The sequence below is a fragment of the Bacillus sp. 0209A genome (genome assembly GCF_036765095.1).
Lineage (GTDB): Bacteria > Bacillota > Bacilli > Bacillales > Bacillaceae > Bacillus > Bacillus subtilis_G.
This window is the reverse complement of the sequence record NZ_JBAIZV010000001.1, coordinates 314,117-332,257: the sequence shown is the minus strand read 5'-3', so window position 1 is coordinate 332,257 and position 18,141 is coordinate 314,117. Positions and strand designations below refer to the sequence as shown.

At 41.4% G+C, this 18,141-nt stretch carries 20 protein-coding genes; all 20 read left to right on the top strand.

Annotation, left to right across the window (positions count from 1 at the left end; genetic code table 11):
* Positions 1-148 precede the first annotated feature (148 nt).
* The 20 genes from topA to fliL all read left to right on the top strand — a co-directional run bounded on the left by topA (position 149) and on the right by fliL (position 18,133).
* Positions 149-2,224 (top strand): type I DNA topoisomerase, encoded by a 2,076-nt coding sequence (gene topA / locus V6D44_RS01225; RefSeq protein WP_253269093.1) that lies wholly within the window; start codon positions 149-151, stop codon positions 2,222-2,224.
* A 75-nt stretch (positions 2,225-2,299) separates the two neighbouring features.
* Positions 2,300-3,607: an FADH(2)-oxidizing methylenetetrahydrofolate--tRNA-(uracil(54)-C(5))-methyltransferase TrmFO gene (gene trmFO, locus V6D44_RS01220; protein WP_087992064.1), complete on the top strand. Its 1,308-nt coding sequence runs from the start codon at positions 2,300-2,302 to the stop codon at positions 3,605-3,607.
* A 66-nt stretch (positions 3,608-3,673) separates the two neighbouring features.
* The gene (gene xerC / locus V6D44_RS01215) at positions 3,674-4,588 is read left to right on the top strand and encodes a tyrosine recombinase XerC (protein ID WP_087992063.1); all 915 of its coding nucleotides are present in this window, start codon (positions 3,674-3,676) and stop codon (positions 4,586-4,588) included.
* 12 nt (positions 4,589-4,600) lie between these two features.
* The gene (gene clpQ / locus V6D44_RS01210; protein ID WP_003238555.1) at positions 4,601-5,146 is read left to right on the top strand and encodes an ATP-dependent protease subunit ClpQ; all 546 of its coding nucleotides are present in this window, start codon (positions 4,601-4,603) and stop codon (positions 5,144-5,146) included.
* Between the two features lie 16 nt (positions 5,147-5,162).
* Positions 5,163-6,566, top strand: a complete 1,404-nt coding sequence (gene hslU / locus V6D44_RS01205) for an HslU--HslV peptidase ATPase subunit (protein WP_087992062.1) — start codon at positions 5,163-5,165, stop codon at positions 6,564-6,566.
* A gap of 39 nt (positions 6,567-6,605) precedes the next feature.
* Complete coding sequence (gene codY / locus V6D44_RS01200) at positions 6,606-7,385, top strand: GTP-sensing pleiotropic transcriptional regulator CodY (RefSeq protein ID WP_087992061.1); 780 nt, start codon at positions 6,606-6,608, stop codon at positions 7,383-7,385.
* 381 nt (positions 7,386-7,766) lie between these two features.
* Entirely contained in the window at positions 7,767-8,156 is a 390-nt protein-coding gene (gene flgB, locus V6D44_RS01195; protein ID WP_087991586.1) for a flagellar basal body rod protein FlgB, read from the top strand.
* Positions 8,156-8,608, top strand: coding sequence for a flagellar basal body rod protein FlgC (gene flgC / locus V6D44_RS01190; protein WP_087991587.1), 453 nt, complete (start codon positions 8,156-8,158; stop codon positions 8,606-8,608). Before flgB ends, flgC begins: the two co-directional genes overlap by 1 nt.
* An 11-nt stretch (positions 8,609-8,619) precedes the next feature.
* Positions 8,620-8,940, top strand: a complete 321-nt coding sequence (fliE, locus tag V6D44_RS01185; RefSeq protein WP_087991588.1) for a flagellar hook-basal body complex protein FliE — start codon at positions 8,620-8,622, stop codon at positions 8,938-8,940.
* A 45-nt stretch (positions 8,941-8,985) separates the two neighbouring features.
* Complete coding sequence (gene fliF / locus V6D44_RS01180) at positions 8,986-10,593, top strand: flagellar basal-body MS-ring/collar protein FliF (RefSeq protein WP_087991590.1); 1,608 nt, start codon at positions 8,986-8,988, stop codon at positions 10,591-10,593.
* 12 nt (positions 10,594-10,605) lie between these two features.
* A complete protein-coding gene (gene fliG / locus V6D44_RS01175; RefSeq protein ID WP_087991592.1) occupies positions 10,606-11,622 on the top strand; it encodes a flagellar motor switch protein FliG in 1,017 nt (338 codons plus the stop codon).
* Positions 11,615-12,367 (top strand): flagellar assembly protein FliH, encoded by a 753-nt coding sequence (gene fliH / locus V6D44_RS01170; protein WP_087991594.1) that lies wholly within the window; start codon positions 11,615-11,617, stop codon positions 12,365-12,367. The genes fliG and fliH overlap by 8 nt, the downstream gene beginning before the upstream one ends.
* Positions 12,364-13,680, top strand: coding sequence for a flagellar protein export ATPase FliI (gene fliI, locus V6D44_RS01165; RefSeq protein ID WP_087991595.1), 1,317 nt, complete (start codon positions 12,364-12,366; stop codon positions 13,678-13,680). The genes fliH and fliI overlap by 4 nt, the downstream gene beginning before the upstream one ends.
* Before the next feature lie 2 nt (positions 13,681-13,682).
* Positions 13,683-14,126, top strand: a complete 444-nt coding sequence (gene fliJ, locus V6D44_RS01160; protein WP_087991596.1) for a flagellar export protein FliJ — start codon at positions 13,683-13,685, stop codon at positions 14,124-14,126.
* 11 nt (positions 14,127-14,137) lie between these two features.
* Entirely contained in the window at positions 14,138-14,752 is a 615-nt protein-coding gene (locus tag V6D44_RS01155; RefSeq protein ID WP_087991597.1) for a MotE family protein, read from the top strand.
* Between the two features lie 12 nt (positions 14,753-14,764).
* The gene (locus V6D44_RS01150; protein WP_087991599.1) at positions 14,765-16,225 is read left to right on the top strand and encodes a flagellar hook-length control protein FliK; all 1,461 of its coding nucleotides are present in this window, start codon (positions 14,765-14,767) and stop codon (positions 16,223-16,225) included.
* Entirely contained in the window at positions 16,222-16,644 is a 423-nt protein-coding gene (gene flgD / locus V6D44_RS01145; RefSeq protein WP_087991600.1) for a flagellar hook assembly protein FlgD, read from the top strand. The genes V6D44_RS01150 and flgD overlap by 4 nt, the downstream gene beginning before the upstream one ends.
* A gap of 21 nt (positions 16,645-16,665) precedes the next feature.
* Positions 16,666-17,460 carry a flagellar basal body rod protein FlgG gene (gene flgG / locus V6D44_RS01140; RefSeq protein WP_087991601.1) on the top strand — a complete coding sequence of 265 codons (795 nt, stop codon included), beginning with the start codon at positions 16,666-16,668 and terminating at the stop codon, positions 17,458-17,460.
* Between the two features lie 38 nt (positions 17,461-17,498).
* Positions 17,499-17,714 carry a swarming motility protein SwrD gene (gene swrD / locus V6D44_RS01135; protein WP_087991602.1) on the top strand — a complete coding sequence of 72 codons (216 nt, stop codon included), beginning with the start codon at positions 17,499-17,501 and terminating at the stop codon, positions 17,712-17,714.
* Entirely contained in the window at positions 17,711-18,133 is a 423-nt protein-coding gene (gene fliL / locus V6D44_RS01130) for a flagellar basal body-associated protein FliL (protein WP_087991604.1), read from the top strand. The genes swrD and fliL overlap by 4 nt, the downstream gene beginning before the upstream one ends.
* Positions 18,134-18,141 lie beyond the last annotated feature (8 nt).

Sequence of the window (18,141 nt, the reverse complement as noted above, 5' to 3'; positions counted from 1 at the left end):
AGTGAGGATTTAAAGTTGCATATTGTTTTCTATTTAAATAATGACGTTCATCATAAAGAATGAAATGTTGAAAGCCAAATAAAGACAGCAGCAAAAATAAAATTGAAATACTTGAAAAGAGAGAGAACACCTCTTGAGGGGGATGAAAATGTCTGATTATCTAGTCATCGTGGAATCGCCTGCTAAGGCGAAAACGATTGAACGTTACTTAGGTAAAAAATATAAAGTAAAAGCATCAATGGGACATGTCCGAGATCTTCCAAAAAGTCAAATGGGAGTTGACATAGAACAGAATTTCGAACCAAAATATATTACCATTCGAGGTAAAGGCCCGGTATTAAAAGAGTTGAAAACGGCTGCGAAAAAAGCTAAAAAAGTATATCTCGCAGCCGACCCCGACAGAGAAGGGGAAGCGATTGCATGGCACTTGGCACACAGCCTTGATTTAGATCTCAATTCAGACTGCCGTGTGGTGTTTAACGAAATTACAAAAGACGCCATTAAGGAATCGTTTAAACATCCCCGCATGATCAATATGGATTTAGTGGATGCACAGCAGGCGAGACGTATTTTAGACAGGCTTGTCGGATACAAAATCAGTCCTATCCTATGGAAAAAAGTCAAGAAAGGGCTTAGCGCAGGCCGCGTTCAATCCGTTGCCCTCCGTTTGATTACTGACCGTGAAAAAGAAATTAACGACTTTAAGCCGGAGGAATATTGGACCATTGACGGTACGTTCTTAAAAGGACAGGAAACGTTCGAAGGGAGCTTTTTCGGAAAAAACGGCAAAAAACTTCCTTTAAATAGTGAAGCCGACGTAAAAGACATTCTTTCTCAGCTTAAAGGCAATAAATATACAGTTGAAAAAGTAACGAAAAAGGAACGTAAACGTAATCCGGCCTTGCCTTTTACCACTTCCACCCTGCAGCAGGAAGCGGCTCGCAAACTCAATTTCAGAGCGAAGAAAACGATGATGATTGCACAGCAATTATATGAAGGAATCGATCTTGGAAGAGAAGGAACTGTCGGTCTGATCACGTATATGAGAACGGATTCAACCCGTATTTCAAATACGGCGGTTGATGAAGCTGCTGCATTTATTGATCAGGCATATGGCAAAGAGTTCTTAGGCGGCAAACGAAAGCCTGCGAAAAAGAATGAAAGTGCCCAGGATGCCCACGAAGCCATCCGTCCGACATCAGTTCTCAGAAAACCTAGTGAATTAAAAGCAGTACTCGGCAGAGATCAGATGAGATTGTATAAATTAATTTGGGAGCGCTTTGTTGCCAGTCAAATGGCACCTGCAATTCTCGATACAATGAGTGTCGATCTGACAAACAATGGTTTGACATTTCGTGCAAATGGAAGTAAAGTCAAGTTTTCCGGGTTTATGAAGGTGTATGTTGAAGGAAAAGACGACCAAATGGAAGAAAAAAACCGGATGCTGCCTGACTTACAAGAAGGCGACACGGTATTATCAAAAGATATAGAGCCGGAGCAGCATTTTACCCAGCCGCCTCCGCGATATACCGAGGCACGACTCGTTAAAACTCTTGAAGAACTCGGTATTGGCCGTCCTTCCACGTATGCTCCGACGCTTGATACCATTCAGCGGCGCGGCTATGTGTCTTTGGATAATAAACGTTTTGTTCCGACTGAACTAGGGCAGATCGTTCTTGACTTGATTATGGAATTTTTCCCTGAAATCATTAACGTTGAGTTTACAGCGAAAATGGAAAAAGACCTTGATCATGTTGAAGAAGGCGATACCGAATGGGTTAAGATTATTGATAACTTCTACGCGGATTTTGAAAAACGCGTGAAAAAAGCTGAAGCGGAAATGAAAGAAGTTGAAATCGAGCCTGAATATGCAGGGGAAGATTGTGAATTGTGCAGTTCTCCAATGGTATATAAAATGGGCCGATACGGTAAATTCTTAGCTTGCTCCAACTTTCCGGATTGCCGGAACACAAAGCCGATTGTGAAACAAATCGGCGTGAAGTGCCCGAGCTGCGGTGAAGGAAATATTGTTGAACGAAAATCGAAAAAGAAACGGGTTTTTTACGGCTGTGACCGTTATCCGGACTGTGAATTCGTTTCCTGGGACAAACCAATTGAACGAAAATGCCCGAAATGCGGAAAAATGCTCGTCGAGAAAAAACTCAAAAAAGGCATACAAGTCCAATGCGTGGAATGCGATTATAAGGAAGAACCACAGAAGTAGCGGTGAGCAGGGTCTTGCTCACCTTCTTTGTGTGTTAAAAGAAGGCCTTGAATAATAAACTAGGAGATGTGAAAGATGAACCAACAAACAGTGAATGTAATCGGAGCCGGACTCGCAGGAAGTGAAGCGGCATGGCAGCTTGCCAAACGGGGAATTCAAGTCAAATTATATGAAATGCGTCCTGTTAAACAAACGCCTGCGCACCATACAGATAAATTTGCCGAGCTTGTGTGCAGCAACTCTCTGCGCTCCAACACACTTGCTAATGCGGTCGGTGTATTAAAGGAAGAAATGCGGGCACTAGATTCAGCTATCATCGCGGCCGCTGACGAATGTTCGGTGCCTGCTGGCGGTGCTCTCGCGGTAGACCGTCATGAATTTGCCGCAAGCGTGACAAATCGGGTAAAAAACCATCCAAACGTAACCGTTATGAATGAAGAAGTGACGGAAATTCCAGAAGGTCCTACCGTTATCGCAACGGGACCGTTAACGTCTGAATCGCTGTCAGCCCAGCTGAAGGAGCTGACTGGAGAAGACTATTTATATTTTTATGACGCAGCGGCGCCAATTGTAGAAAAAGACAGCCTTGATATGGATAAAGTGTACTTGAAATCCCGTTATGATAAAGGTGAAGCGGCGTATTTGAACTGCCCGATGACAGAAGAAGAGTTTGACCGTTTTCATGAAGCATTAACATCAGCAGAAACAGTCCCTTTAAAAGAGTTTGAAAAAGAGATTTTCTTTGAAGGCTGCATGCCGATTGAAGTCATGGCAAAACGGGGAAAGAAAACAATGCTTTTCGGACCGATGAAGCCGGTTGGATTAGAGCATCCTGAGACAGGAAAACGTCCTTATGCTGTCGTCCAGCTCAGACAGGATGATGCTGCGGGAACACTCTATAATATTGTAGGATTCCAGACTCATTTAAAATGGGGAGACCAAAAAGAAGTTCTCAAATTGATTCCGGGGTTAGAAAATGTAGAAATCGTCAGATACGGCGTGATGCACAGAAACACATTCATTAACTCTCCAAGCCTGTTAAAGCCGACTTATCAATTTAAAAACCGCAGTGATTTGTTCTTTGCAGGCCAAATGACGGGAGTAGAAGGATACGTGGAATCAGCTGCATCAGGACTCATAGCAGGCATTAATGCGGCTAAACTTGTACTAGGAGAAGAGCTTGTCACTTTCCCTCAGGAAACAGCGATAGGCAGTATGGCTCACTATATTACAACAACAAACCAGAAGAACTTCCAGCCGATGAATGCAAACTTTGGGCTTTTAAAAGAATTGCCTGTTAAAATTAAAAATAAAAAAGAGCGGAATGAACAATACGCGAACCGTGCGATTGAGACAATTCAAACAATTTTGAAAACAATATAGGTATTGATTGCAACCTGAACGCGATTTGTGATACCATTTAAAAGCCCTTTCTGGGGAGGTTTAGGTATGGATAATGTTAAGAATTTCGTAAAGTTATTCGTAGAATATTTACAAATTGAAAAAAATTATTCACAATATACTATTGTGAATTATGTGGATTCAATTGAAGAATTCGAGACTTTTCTGCGCGTTCAAGGTATAAATGGATTTGAAGAAGCTGCATATCAGGATACTAGGATTTTTTTGACGGAAGCCTATGAAAAAGGTTTATCGAGAAGAACGATAAGCAAAAAGATATCTGCATTAAGAAGCTTTTATAAGTTTCTGATGCGGGAAAAGCTTGTTGAAGAAAATCCGTTTCAGCTTGTTCATCTGCCGAAACAAGAAAAACGGATACCGAAGTTTCTATATCAAAAAGAGCTTGAGGAGCTGTTTGAAGTTTCAGATATAAGCCAGCCGGCCGGAATGAGGGATCAAGCGCTGTTAGAGCTTCTCTATGCCACCGGAATGAGGGTCAGTGAATGCTGTTCCATAACTGTTAACGATGTTGATTTATTTATGGACACTGTGCTTGTTCACGGCAAAGGCAAGAAGCAGCGCTATATCCCCTTTGGGTCTTACGCCCGCGAAGCGTTGAAGGTATATATGAATAGCGGAAGACAGTGCTTGCTGATGAAAGCAAAAGAACCTCATGATCTATTATTCGTGAATCAAAGAGGCGGACCGCTTACAGCCCGAGGCATCAGACATATTTTAAGCGGGCTTGTTCAAAAAGCGTCCGGCACTTTACATATCCATCCGCATATGCTTCGACATACGTTCGCCACTCATCTGTTAAACGAAGGAGCAGATTTGAGAAGTGTTCAAGAATTGCTCGGACATTCCAATCTGTCTTCGACACAGATATATACGCACGTTTCGAAGGAAATGTTGAGAAACACATATATGTCTCACCATCCAAGAGCTTTTAAGAAAAATTAAAGGAGGCCCTTTATGTCATCTTTTCATGCGACCACAATATTTGCCGTGCAGCATAAGGGACGAAGTGCTATGTCCGGAGACGGCCAAGTGACATTTGGTCAGGCTGTTGTCATGAAACACACTGCACGAAAAGTGAGAAAACTGTTCAATGGTAAGGTTCTTGCTGGGTTTGCGGGATCTGTTGCAGACGCTTTCACTTTATTCGAAAAGTTTGAAGCTAAGCTTGAAGAGTACAACGGCAACTTAAAACGAGCCGCTGTTGAGCTTGCTAAAGAATGGCGCAGCGATAAAGTGCTTAGAAAGCTTGAAGCCATGTTAATCGTTATGAATCAGGATACTTTGCTTCTCGTATCGGGAACAGGCGAGGTAATCGAACCAGATGACGGCATTCTCGCGATTGGATCAGGAGGCAATTACGCTTTGGCGGCCGGAAGAGCTTTGAAAAAACATGCCGGTGAAAGCATGTCTGCAAGTGAGATTGCTAGAGCCGCGTTAGAAACAGCGGGCGAAATTTGTGTTTACACGAACGATCAAATCATACTGGAAGAACTTGAATAGAAAGGACTTGAGGCGCATGGAAAAAAAACCATTAACACCAAGACAGATTGTAGATCGGTTAGACCAATATATTGTCGGTCAGCAAAACGCGAAAAAAGCTGTCGCCGTGGCATTAAGAAACCGCTATAGAAGAAGTCTTCTAGATGAAAAACTGAAGGATGAGGTCGTTCCGAAAAACATTTTAATGATGGGGCCTACCGGCGTTGGGAAAACTGAAATTGCCAGACGAATCGCCAAGCTCTCAGGTGCGCCATTTATCAAAATTGAAGCAACAAAATTTACTGAAGTCGGCTACGTAGGCAGAGATGTTGAATCAATGGTCAGAGACCTTGTGGAGACTTCTGTTCGGCTTATAAAAGAAGAGAAAATCAATGAAGTAAAAGAGCAGGCTGAAGAAAATGCAAATAAACGCATTGTTCATCTGTTAGTTCCTGGGAAGAAAAAACAATCAGGCGTTAAAAATCCTTTTGAAATGTTGTTTGGCGGCAGCCAGCCGAGTGGCGAAGATGAGGCGGAGAGCCAGGAAGAAGCAAACATTGAAGAAAAAAGGAAACGAATGGAGCATCAGCTGGCTTTAGGAGAGCTCGAAGACCACTATGTAACAGTAGAAGTCGAAGAGCAGCAGCCTTCTATGTTCGACATGCTGCAGGGCTCTGGTATGGAGCAGATGGGTATGAATATGCAGGACGCACTGAGTGGATTAATGCCAAAGAAAAAGAAACGGCGTAAAATGACAGTCAGAGAAGCCAGAAAAGTTCTGACGAATGAAGAAGCAAGTAAACTCATCGATATGGATGAAGTCGGCCAGGAAGCTGTTCAGAGAGCAGAAGAGAATGGAATTATCTTTATCGACGAGATTGATAAAATTGCAAAAAATGGCGGCGCGTCATCCTCTGCCGATGTATCAAGAGAAGGCGTTCAGCGGGATATCCTCCCAATCGTTGAGGGTTCAACCGTTGTCACTAAATATGGTTCGGTAAAAACAGACCATGTGTTATTTATTGCAGCAGGAGCGTTTCATATGGCAAAACCATCTGATTTGATTCCTGAACTGCAGGGGCGTTTCCCGATTCGTGTAGAACTGAGCAAACTCACGGTAGACGACTTCGTGAGAATTTTGGTTGAGCCGGATAATGCGCTGCTGAAACAATATCAGGCATTATTGCAGACGGAAGGTATATCTCTTGAATTTTCTGACGAAGCTATTCGTAAGATTGCAGAAGTTGCTTATCATGTGAACCAGGACACAGATAATATCGGTGCGAGACGCCTTCATACAATACTTGAACGTCTATTAGAAGATCTATCGTTTGAAGCTCCTGATGTCACAATGGAGAAAATAACGATTACACCACAGTATGTCGAAGAAAAGCTAGGAACAATAGCCAAAAATAAAGATTTAAGTCAATTTATATTGTGAAAAATTTAATATGAGGAATATTTAGGAGGATTATTTATCATGGCTTTATTACAAAAAACAAGAATTATTAACTCCATGCTGCAAGCTGCGGCAGGGAAACCGGTGAACTTCAAGGAAATGGCGGAGACGCTGCGGGACGTAATTGATTCCAATATTTTCGTTGTAAGCCGCAGAGGCAAACTCCTTGGATATTCTATTAACCAGCAAATTGAAAATGACCGCATGAAAAAAATGCTTGAGGATCGTCAATTCCCTGAAGAATATACGAAAAATCTGTTTAACGTTCCTGAAACATCTTCTAACTTGGATATTAACAGTGAATATACTGCTTTTCCTGTTGAGAACAGAGACCTGTTCCAAGCTGGTTTAACAACAATTGTACCAATCATCGGAGGCGGAGAAAGATTAGGGACACTCATTCTTTCACGTTTACAGGATCAATTTCAAGACGATGATTTAATTCTCGCTGAATACGGTGCTACAGTTGTCGGAATGGAAATCTTGCGAGAAAAAGCAGAAGAAATCGAAGAGGAAGCAAGAAGTAAAGCTGTCGTACAAATGGCTATCAGCTCGCTTTCTTACAGTGAGCTTGAAGCAATTGAGCACATTTTTGAAGAGCTTGACGGAAACGAAGGTCTTCTCGTTGCAAGTAAAATCGCAGACCGCGTCGGCATTACCCGATCTGTTATTGTGAACGCACTCAGAAAGCTGGAAAGCGCTGGTGTCATCGAGTCAAGATCATTAGGAATGAAAGGTACTTATATCAAAGTGCTTAACAACAAATTCCTAATTGAATTAGAAAATCTCAAATCTCATTAATCACCGAAAGAACCCCTTTTTAAGGGGTTCTTTTTTATGCTCAAATAAAGGAAATTGATAAGCTTTATTTCCTGGGTTGAAAGTCTTTCTTTGTAATATTTTTAATAAATCTTACATTTTTCATTAAAAAGACTAAAAAATAACGAAAAAAATGTCAAAAAAACAGAAATTCCGCTATTTTCAGGCTTATATCAAGGTGGAAAACATAGTTCAAATAATCTAGGACTATATACCTAGTTATAAAATAGATAATTGTGAGGACATTTTTTTACACGAACTTCATAGACTTTATGCCTGTTATTTCTTACAATAAGCATATAGTTTTACAATTCTCGACAAGGATATTGAGGGTGAAAAAAACTGAAATGGAGGTAAGTGGATTTGAGCTTATTTTCTGGAACGATACAAAATCTTGAAAATGCCTTGGGCAGAGCGAATATTAAGCAAAAAGTCATAACTAATAATATCGCCAATATAGATACACCGAACTATAAGGCGAAAAAAGTCTCTTTCCAAAATTTATTAAATCAAGAATCCTCGCGTCTCGAAGCGACAAAAACAGACTATCGTCATGTTGATTTTTCTGATACTGATTCGAATTATTCAATTGTAACAAGTGCGAATACATCGTATCAGCAAAACGGAAACAATGTTGACGTCGACAAAGAGATGACAGAATTGGCGCAAAATCAAATCAACTATCAAGCTTTAGTTGAAAGAATGAACGGTAAATTTAATTCGCTGAAAACCGTATTAACAGGAGGGAAATAATGACAGCTTTTCATAGCTTAAATGTTTCAGCATCAGCTTTAACAGCTCAGCGTGTCAGAATGGACGTTGTATCGTCTAACTTGGCTAATATGGATACGACTAGAGCTAAGCAGGTGGACGGAGAGTGGGTGCCTTACAGAAGAAAAATGGTTTCTCTTCAGTCAAAAGGTGAATCGTTCTCTTCAATTCTCAATTCTAAAATGGGCGGAAGCGGCAATGCCGGAAACGGTGTAAAGGTTTCTAAAATCGCGGAAGATGATTCAGATTTTAATCTTGTCTATGATCCGGCAAACCCAGATGCAAACGCTGAAGGATATATACAAAAGCCTAATGTTGACCCGTTGAAAGAAATGGTTGACCTTGTCAGCAGCACAAGATCATACGAGGCGAATGTCACAGCAATGAATGCCACAAAGGGAATGCTGATGAAGGCGTTAGAAATCGGAAGGTAAGGTGAACGAATGTGATTAATGCAATTTCTCCTTTTCAGGTTCAAAATACTCAAAACACTCAAAATGCAACAAATCAAGTAAACAATAGCCAAAAAACAGATTCTTCAAATCAAACAAGCTTTTCGGAGCTTTTAAAAAACTCTATTAGTTCGTTAAATGAGTCCCAAGTAGCTTCTGACAACATGACTAATGCCTTGGCTGCAGGAAAAGATGTAAATCTTGATGAGGTCATGATCGCCGCTCAAAAAGCAAGCGTCTCTCTAACTGCTGCAACAGAGTTCCGCAATAAAGCTGTGGAAGCCTATCAGGAGATTATGAGAATGCAAATGTAGAGGGTCTTACGATTAAGAGAAAGAGTGGAATGACCGGGGGTTAACATGAATCGTACTCTAATGCAAATGAAAAACAAAACGAGTGAGTTTTGGAAAAACAGATCTAAATTACAAAAGATTTTAATGATTAGTGCTTTAGCGGCAATTATTATTATTGGAATTATTATCAGTGTTTTTGCTTCCAGTTCAAAAATGGCGCCGCTGTACAAAGATTTATCTGCTGAAGAAGCAGGGCAGATCAAAGAAGAACTTGATGCGAAAAAAGTGCCAAACGAACTTTCAAACGGCGGAACAGTGATAAGTGTTCCGGAGGATCAGGTTGATTCATTGAAAGTGCAGCTGGCTGCAGAAGGACTTCCTAAAACAGGATCAATTGATTATTCATTTTTTGGGCAGAATGCCGGCTTTGGTTTGACAGACAATGAGTTTGATATGGTCAAAGTGAAAGCAACACAGACAGAACTGTCGAATTTGATCAATGAAATGGACGGTATTAAAAATTCCAAAGTAATGATTAACCTCCCGAAAGACGCTGTGTTTGTCGGTGAGGAGCAATCTGCAGCATCCGCATCAATCGTCCTGCAGGTACAACCGGGCTATACACTTGATCAAAGCCAGGTCAACGGACTGTATCATCTGGTATCGAAAAGTGTGCCGAACCTAAAAGAAGATAACATTGTCATCATGGACCAAAATTCTACATACTACGACAAATCAAACAGCGATGCAGGGTCCTACGCGGATAGTTATTCTTCACAGCAGGGAATTAAATCTCAAGTCGAAAAAGACATTCAAAAGCATGTTCAGTCACTGCTCGGTACGATGATGGGACAAGATAAAGTCGTTGTTTCCGTTACAGCAGACATTGATTTCACAAAAGAAAATCGCACAGAAGACATTGTCGAACCTGTAGATAAAGAAAACATGGCAGGCATTGCAGTCAGCGCGGAAAAGGTATCTGAAACATATCAGGGTGACGGTGCAGCCAATGGCGGAATCGCCGGAACAGGCGACGATGATGTAACAAATTACGAAGCTGACGGGGAAAATACCGAAGGCGGAGGTTATGAAAAAAGCAGCGAAAAAATCAACTATGAGGTTAACCGGATCCATAAAGAAATCGCAGAGAGCCCTTATAAAGTTAGAGATTTGGGAATCCAAGTGATGGTGGAGCCGCCGGACGCAAAAAATATCGAGTCGCTTTCAGCTGAAAGACAAGAAGATATTCAAAAAATACTTTCAACTGTAGTCAGAACTTCTATTGATAAGGATGCACAAGACCAGGAGCTTACCGACGAGGACATCAATAATAAAATTGTCTTATCCGTCCAGCCTTTTGATGGCAAAGTAAATATGGACGCTGATACAGAAGAAGCCTCAGGGGTGCCGATTTGGGTTTATATTGCAGGAGGTATTTTGATTGCTGCCATCATCGTTCTCATTATTATGCTGGTTAGAAAGAAACGGACGCAAGAGGATGAATTTGAGGAATATGAGTATGAGGTTCCTCAAGAACCGATCAATCTGCCTGATATCAACGAAGAGGAAAATGAAACAGCGGAAACAGTCAGACGAAAACAGCTTGAAAAGATGGCGAAAGACAAGCCAGAAGATTTTGCAAAACTGCTGAGAAGCTGGCTGGCCGAGGATTAGGAGGAATTAGAAATGGCGAGACGTGATCAAGATAAGCTTACAGGAAAACAAAAAGCAGCCATTCTCATGATTTCCTTGGGGTTAGATGTGTCAGCTTCTGTATATAAGCACTTAACCGATGAAGAAATTGAAAGGCTTACCCTGGAGATATCAGGGGTTCGAAGTGTCGATCATCAAAAAAAGGATGAAATTATAGAAGAATTTCATAATATAGCCATTGCGCAAGATTATATTTCTCAAGGCGGCCTAAGCTATGCGAGACAAGTTCTTGAGAAGGCGCTTGGAGAGAATAAGGCGGAAAACATTCTAAACAGGCTGACTTCTTCTTTGCAGGTTAAACCATTTGATTTTGCCAGAAAAGCGGAGCCTGAACAAATTTTAAATTTTATACAACAAGAGCATCCTCAGACGATGGCTTTAATTTTGTCTTATTTAGACCCTGTTCAATCCGGGCAAATTTTATCCGAGCTGAATCCCGAAGTACAGGCTGAGGTCGCCAGAAGAATCGCAGTTATGGACAGAACGTCACCTGAAATTATTAATGAGGTAGAACGGATTCTGGAACAAAAATTATCTTCTGCATTTACTCAGGATTATACACAAACAGGCGGAATTGAAGCCGTTGTGGAAGTGTTAAACGGGGTAGACAGAGGAACAGAGAAGACGATCTTGGATTCATTGGAAATTCAGGATCCCGATCTTGCTGAAGAAATTAAAAAGCGGATGTTTGTCTTCGAAGATATTGTTACACTTGATAACCGCGCAATTCAGAGGGTCATCCGCGATGTTGAAAACGACGATCTGCTCCTTTCATTAAAGGTTGCAAGCGAAGAAGTCAAAGAAATTGTATTCAACAATATGTCACAGCGCATGGTTGAAACCTTCAAAGAAGAAATGGAATTTATGGGACCTGTACGCTTGAAAGATGTAGAAGAAGCTCAGTCTAGAATTGTAAGCATCGTCAGAAAGCTTGAAGAAGCCGGTGAAATTGTGATAGCAAGAGGCGGAGGGGACGATATTATTGTCTAATATCATTAAACAAGAATCATCTTTTTCTCCACAAAAGGATAAAAGAAAACTCTCTATACAAGAGGTGCACATTGATCATTCTCACCTTTTGCAGGCTGAAGAGAACCCAGAAGCGCTTATGGCGCGGGTGAAAGAGGAAGCTGACCGGATTTCTAAGCAGGCCAACAGCCATATAGAAAATATTCGCCGTCAAATTGAACAGGAAAAAAATGATTGGGCGGCTGAAAAACAGAAGCTGATCGAGGAAGCAAAAGCCGAGGGCTTTGAACAAGGTATGGCATTGGGCAGAACTGAAGCGCTTGAACAGTATGCCGAGCTGATCGGCCAAGCGAACAGCATAACTGAAATGTCCAGAAAAGCTGTTGAGGATAAGATTGAAGACGCTTCAGAAGAAATCGTCGAGCTTGCCGTTGCACTAGCTGGAAAAGTGTGGCGGCAAAAATCTGATGATAAAGAGGCATTTCTCCTGCTTGTGAAACAGGTCGTAAACGAAGTAAGGGAATATGACGATATATCAATATATGTGGATCCGTATTACTATGAGACTGTTTTTCAGCAAAAAGATGAAATCATGCAGCTTCTTTATAAAGAATGCCGGCTTGGCATATATGCTGATGAAAAAGCTCAAAAAGGATCATGTTATATAGAAACTCCTTTTGGCAGAGTAGATGCGAGTGTTGACACTCAATTAATGCAATTGAAAGATAAACTTCTGACAGCGCTGGAAGCGGGTGCAGCTGAATGAAGACACAGAGTCTGATAGATTGTATTGAAATGACGGACTCGTATAAACGGTATGGAAAAGTCAAACGGGTGATCGGCCTGATGATTGAATCAAAAGGGCCTGCAAGCTCAATTGGAGACGTGTGCCTGATTTACGCAAAAGGGCAATCAGGTACAGTCATTAAAGCTGAGGTTGTCGGCTTCCAGGAAGAGAATATTTTGCTTATGCCTTATTTAGAGGCTGCAAGCATTGCGCCCGGCAGTATTGTAGAAGCCACTGGTGAATCTCTTCGGGTTAAAGTCGGAGCCGGACTGATCGGACAAGTCATCGATGCTTTTGGCGAGCCGCTTGATGGAAAACTTCTGCCGAAAGGGCTTTCGCCTGTATCGACAGAGCAATCACCGCCCAATCCGATGAAACGGCCGCCTATTCGAGAAAAGATGGGTGTCGGAGTCAGGTCGATTGACAGCTTGCTGACAGTCGGTAAAGGCCAGCGAATTGGTATTTTTGCAGGGAGCGGTGTCGGAAAAAGCACATTAATGGGGATGATCGCCAAGCAGACAGAGGCTGACTTAAATGTCATTGCACTTGTCGGGGAACGCGGGCGAGAGGTTCGGGAATTTATTGAAAAAGATCTTGGGAAAGAGGGGCTGAAACGATCGATTGTAGTCGTTGCCACCTCAGATCAGCCGGCATTAATGAGATTAAAAGCGGCATATACAGCAACGGCAATTGCCGAGTATTTCCGTGATAAAGGCCAAAATGTCATGTTTATGATGGATTCAGTCACAAGGGTGGCAATGGCCCAGCGTGAGATTGGACTGGCTGCCGGCGAGCCGCCGACAACAAAGGGTTATACACCTTCTGTGTTCGCTATTTTACCACGTTTATTAGAACGAACCGGTGCAAATGAGCACGGAACCATTACGGCGTTTTACACAGTATTGGTAGATGGTGATGACATGAATGAGCCGATTGCTGACACTGTTCGCGGGATTTTAGACGGACATATCGTGTTGGACAGGGCGCTTGCCAATAAAGGCCAGTTTCCTGCAGTTAATGTACTAAAAAGCATCAGCAGGGTGATGTCTAACATATCGACTAGGCAACACCTGAGTGCAGCTAATAAATTCCGTGAGCTTTTATCGACTTATCAAAATTCGGAAGATCTCATTAATATCGGAGCTTACAAAAGAGGATCCTCTAGAGAAATCGATGAAGCAATACAATTTTATCCGCAGCTTATTCAATTTTTAAAACAGGGAACAGACGAATCGGCATTATTGGAAGAGAGCATTGCTGCATTAACTAGTTTGACAGGAAATGAGGAATAAACGTGGCCTATCAATTTAGATTCCAAAAGCTGCTGGAACTAAAAGAAAATGAGAAAGATCAATCCTTATCTGAGTATCAGCAATCAGTTTCTGAATTTGAAAATGTTGCTGAAAAATTATATGAGAATATGAGCAAAAAGGAATTGCTTGAACAAAATAAGGAAGAGAAATTGAAAAGCGGTATGAGTGTACAAGAAATGAGGCATTACCAGCAATTTGTGTCAAATCTTGACAACACAATTTATCATTATCAAAAGCTTGTCATTATGAAACGAAATCAAATGAATCAAAAACAAGAAATTTTGACAGAGAAAAATATTGAAGTGAAAAAGTTTGAAAAAATGCGTGAAAAACAGTTTAAAATGTTTGCTCTTGAAGACAAAGCTGCAGAGATGAAAGAAATGGACGACATTTCGATCAAGCAGTTTATGATTCAAGGCCATTAGGGGCGAATGTAATGTCAGGCAAAAAGAAAGAATCAGGTAAGTTCCGTTCGGTTTTGCTTATCATTATCCTTCCGCTGATGTTTCTTCTAATCGCAGGGGGGATTGTTCTTTGGGCGGCTGGTGTCAATGTCCTAAAGCCGATACAGGAAGCTGCGGCAAAAACGCCGATTCTTAAAGAATGGGTTCCTGAAACCGAAAATAAAAAAGACACAGCATCAAGTAAGGATAGCAGTAATACGGCAGCTCTGGAAAAGACCATTAAGGATCAAAAAAGTGAAATCAGTATATTGAATAAAGATTTAGAAACGAGTAAATCTGAAATCGACAGGCTCAACCAAAAGATTCGTTCTCTTGAAAAGACGGCGGAGGATCAAAAGAAGTCATCAGAAGATCATACTAAAGAAACATCAGGTTCGAATTCTTCTTCTGAGGATGACAAAGTGATCAGTGTATATAAGAGCATGGACAGCGGAAAGGCTGCTAAAATTATTGCCCAATTAAATGAGCAGGAAGCGCTGAAAATATTGAATGGCCTAAGCAAAAAGCAGCTTGCCGACATATTGGCGAAAATGACTCCTGAGCAAGCGGCAACCTATACAGAAAAAATTGCTGCCAGTCAAGAATAGGGGGAATTAAAGGTGAAGCTGCTTGAATTGGCGGGACCTTTGCTGCAAACTACAGCGGGTACTGCGGCTAAAACCGTGAAAAGTAGCCAGGGAGTTTTTCAAAACTGGCTTATGTCTGAGGCGGGCTTGAATGAAATCTCAGAACAAGGGAAGGATGCTCCTAATTCCGGAGACCAGCTAGCAGATGCCCTTAAAAAGATCAGTGATTGGCTAAAAGCAAGTCCTGAAGATCAAGACAAACATAAAGCGGAACTTCTGCAAACATTAAGCAAACTAACAGGGAAACAGCTGGATGAAACGTCTCAGCAATTGTTGCAGAATCTGTTGCAAGCAGTTGAATCAAAAACGTCCAGCGGGACGGATCAATTGCTCGCAGAATTAGACAAAATGACCTCAGAAGGTAAAACGGCTCTGGCTGACAATGATCCTGCTGCTGACAGTAATGGAGAAATGAATGTTGATACAGAGCAATCGAATCAGGATAATGAAGTATCTGAGGATGATAAAGAACTTGCCCTTATTCAAATGTTCATTAGCCAACTGCTAGAAGGGAATAAGCTGACTGAACGCGGGAATGGCAATGAAGCTCATGTCATTTACCAGAATGGAGAACAATTTCTTTCTGCGTTAGAAAAAAAGGGCGTATCTCAACAGCTCATTCAGGATCTTAAACAGCAAATATTCACTAAAGATGAGTCGGGTTCAAAACTTTATTCGATGACAGCGTCAGAGCTGAAAAGTTTTCAAAGTTTAATGGAGCAAATGTCTATGCTTCCTCAAAAAGGGACTAAAGAATGGAATTTAGCTGAAAGCCAGCTGAAAGCTTTCTTGTTATCGAAATCATCCGAATCATCGCAAGACTTTGGAAAGCGTGTCCTCACACCGCTTTCACAGAATTCATTCAGCAAAAGCGCGTCGGATGCTTCTGGAAGTATTCAGCCCGTAGATAGTAAATCAGGACTCCAAATGCTTTTTTCAGGGTACAGGAACACTGGGGCAGTTCAACCACTCGATCTGCAGCAGCTCTCATCTGATTTACCGACTGTCGAGACAAAAACGGCGGCTGATCAAGTTATCAATGCGTGGAAGCAGATGAAATATACACCATTCGGCAGATCAACGGGAAGTTTCACCATTCGGCTGAATCCTGAACATTTAGGATTTGTCACAATCAAGCTGACAAATGAAAATGGGATGTTTCAGAGTAAAATTATTGCATCGAGTCAATCAGCAAAAGAACTGCTAGAACAGCATCTTCCTCAGCTGAAGCAATCACTGCCGAATATGGCCGTCCAAATTGACCGTTTTACTCTCCCGGTTCAAAGCGGGGATCAGCCGATATACGGCCAGCTTGCTGATGAACAGAGACAGCAGCAAGAGGGGCAGAAACAGCAAAGACAGAAAAAGGCATCAAATGATTTCGGCGATCTGCTCGATGAACTGTCGATGGTTGAAATGGAGGAAGAAGAATGACATCTATCAGTTCAGAATATAAACTGCCTGAAAAAACAAGCACCGTGTCAACTAACAATAGCAGCTTGGGGAAAGATGAGTTCTTAAAAATATTAATGGCCCAAGTCCAGAACCAAGATCCGCTCAACCCGGTTGATGACAAAGAATTTATCAGCCAAATGGCGACTTTTTCAAGCTTGGAGCAAATGGTGAATTTAAATACCACAATGGCTCAATTCGTCGAAAAACAAGATCCGTTTACAACGTACCTTGATTGGATGGGCAAAGAAGTTTCTTGGACTGCTGACGGAGGTGCAACAGAAAAAACAGGCACAGTAAACTCAGTAAAACAGTCAAAAGGAAAATATTATCTCGTTCTTAATGATGGTACTGAAGTCAGCCCGTCTAATGTGTTGAATGTCGCACAGTCTTCTAAATAAAAAAATCTGGGGGAATACATTATGTTACGTTCACTTTATTCTGGAATCAGCGGTATGAAAAATTTTCAAACAAAGCTTGACGTTATCGGCAACAACATTGCCAACGTGAATACAGTAGGATTCAAAAAGAGCCGTGTTACCTTTAAAGATATGGTAAGCCAAACGATTGCCGGCGGTTCTGCGGCTGGAGGAGCAATTGGAGGTACGAACTCTAAGCAGATCGGTTTAGGTTCATCATCTGGCACAATTGATACAATTCATTCAACAAGCGCAACACAAAGCACAGGAAGAACACTTGATTTAGCGATTGACGGTGACGGGTACTTTCAAATTGATTCAGGTGATGGAACAGTTTATACACGTGCAGGAAACTTCTATTTAGATAATACTGGAACACTTGTTACCGGTGATGGCTACCATGTGTTAAATATGACTGGGGGAACGATTCAGATCCCTCTTGATGCACAAAGCTTCAGTATTGGCTCTGATGGTAACGTATCAATCGTTGATGCAGGCGGCCAAACACAAGACGGCGGACAAATCGGGGTTGTTACTTTTGCAAACAGCGACGGTTTAGATAAAATCGGCAACAACTTATACCGTGAATCTTTAAACTCTGGAGCGGCAAGTGCAGCCAACCAGCCTGGTGACGGCGGTACAGGTTCCCTTAAATCAGGGTTTCTCGAAATGTCTAACGTTGATTTAACTGACGAATTTACTGAAATGATTGTTGCCCAGCGCGGATTCCAATCAAACTCAAAAATTATTACAACATCAGATGAAATCCTTCAAGAACTGGTTAACCTTAAACGTTAAGGAGGGAGGGGAGGCGATAATCGCTTCTCCGCTGTTTTATGATTAAAGTAACCCGTTTGAATGGGCAGCCCTTTACACTGAATGCGCTGTTTATTGAACAGATTGAATGCTTTCCGGATACTACAATTACTCTTTCAAATGGTAAGAAGTTTGTAGTAAAAGAAGATGAAGAAGCTGTTCTGGAAAAGATCGCAACTTTCTACCGAAAAATACAAATATTTTCAATGGATCAAGGAATAGAGGAACCGGAATGAAGAAAAATTTAATGATCATTTTACTAATTATTCTTATCGTAATAGGTGCTCTTGGGGCGGCGGCTTATTTTGTACTAGGCGGTGAGTCCGAAAAAAGTGAAACGGAAAAAAGCATTGATGAAATCGTTGCATCTTCTGTTGATGTAGAAGAGATCACAACAAATTTAAAGTCTGATAACATTATCCGGCTTGCTATTAAACTTGAGACCGACTCTGATAAATCAAAAGAAGAACTTGAAAAACGTGATTTTCAAGTGAAGGATGCTGTAATATCACTGCTGGCCGATACGAATGCTAATGCGATTGAGGGAGACAAGGGAAAAGAAGCCTTTAAGAAGGAACTAAAAGATAAAATAAATAGCTACCTCCAAGAAGGAAAAGTAGAAAAAGTGTATATTACCTCCTTTAATCTGCAATAAACAATCAT

Bases quoted from the DNA above. Each gene is read 5' to 3' on its own strand.
- topA (WP_253269093.1), top strand. From the start codon at position 149: ATGTCTGATTATCTAGTCATCGTGGAATCGCCTGCTAAGGCGAAAACG.
- flgC (WP_087991587.1), top strand. From the start codon at position 8,156: ATGACAGCTTTTCATAGCTTAAATGTTTCAGCATCAGCTTTAACAGCT.
- trmFO (WP_087992064.1), top strand. From the start codon at position 2,300: ATGAACCAACAAACAGTGAATGTAATCGGAGCCGGACTCGCAGGAAGT.
- hslU (WP_087992062.1), top strand. From the start codon at position 5,163: ATGGAAAAAAAACCATTAACACCAAGACAGATTGTAGATCGGTTAGAC.
- fliI (WP_087991595.1), top strand. From the start codon at position 12,364: ATGAAGACACAGAGTCTGATAGATTGTATTGAAATGACGGACTCGTAT.
- xerC (WP_087992063.1), top strand. From the start codon at position 3,674: ATGGATAATGTTAAGAATTTCGTAAAGTTATTCGTAGAATATTTACAA.
- codY (WP_087992061.1), top strand. From the start codon at position 6,606: ATGGCTTTATTACAAAAAACAAGAATTATTAACTCCATGCTGCAAGCT.
- fliL (WP_087991604.1), top strand. From the start codon at position 17,711: ATGAAGAAAAATTTAATGATCATTTTACTAATTATTCTTATCGTAATA.
- swrD (WP_087991602.1), top strand. From the start codon at position 17,499: ATGATTAAAGTAACCCGTTTGAATGGGCAGCCCTTTACACTGAATGCG.
- flgD (WP_087991600.1), top strand. From the start codon at position 16,222: ATGACATCTATCAGTTCAGAATATAAACTGCCTGAAAAAACAAGCACC.
- V6D44_RS01155 (WP_087991597.1), top strand. From the start codon at position 14,138: ATGTCAGGCAAAAAGAAAGAATCAGGTAAGTTCCGTTCGGTTTTGCTT.
- flgG (WP_087991601.1), top strand. From the start codon at position 16,666: ATGTTACGTTCACTTTATTCTGGAATCAGCGGTATGAAAAATTTTCAA.
- fliF (WP_087991590.1), top strand. From the start codon at position 8,986: ATGAATCGTACTCTAATGCAAATGAAAAACAAAACGAGTGAGTTTTGG.
- fliG (WP_087991592.1), top strand. From the start codon at position 10,606: ATGGCGAGACGTGATCAAGATAAGCTTACAGGAAAACAAAAAGCAGCC.
- clpQ (WP_003238555.1), top strand. From the start codon at position 4,601: ATGTCATCTTTTCATGCGACCACAATATTTGCCGTGCAGCATAAGGGA.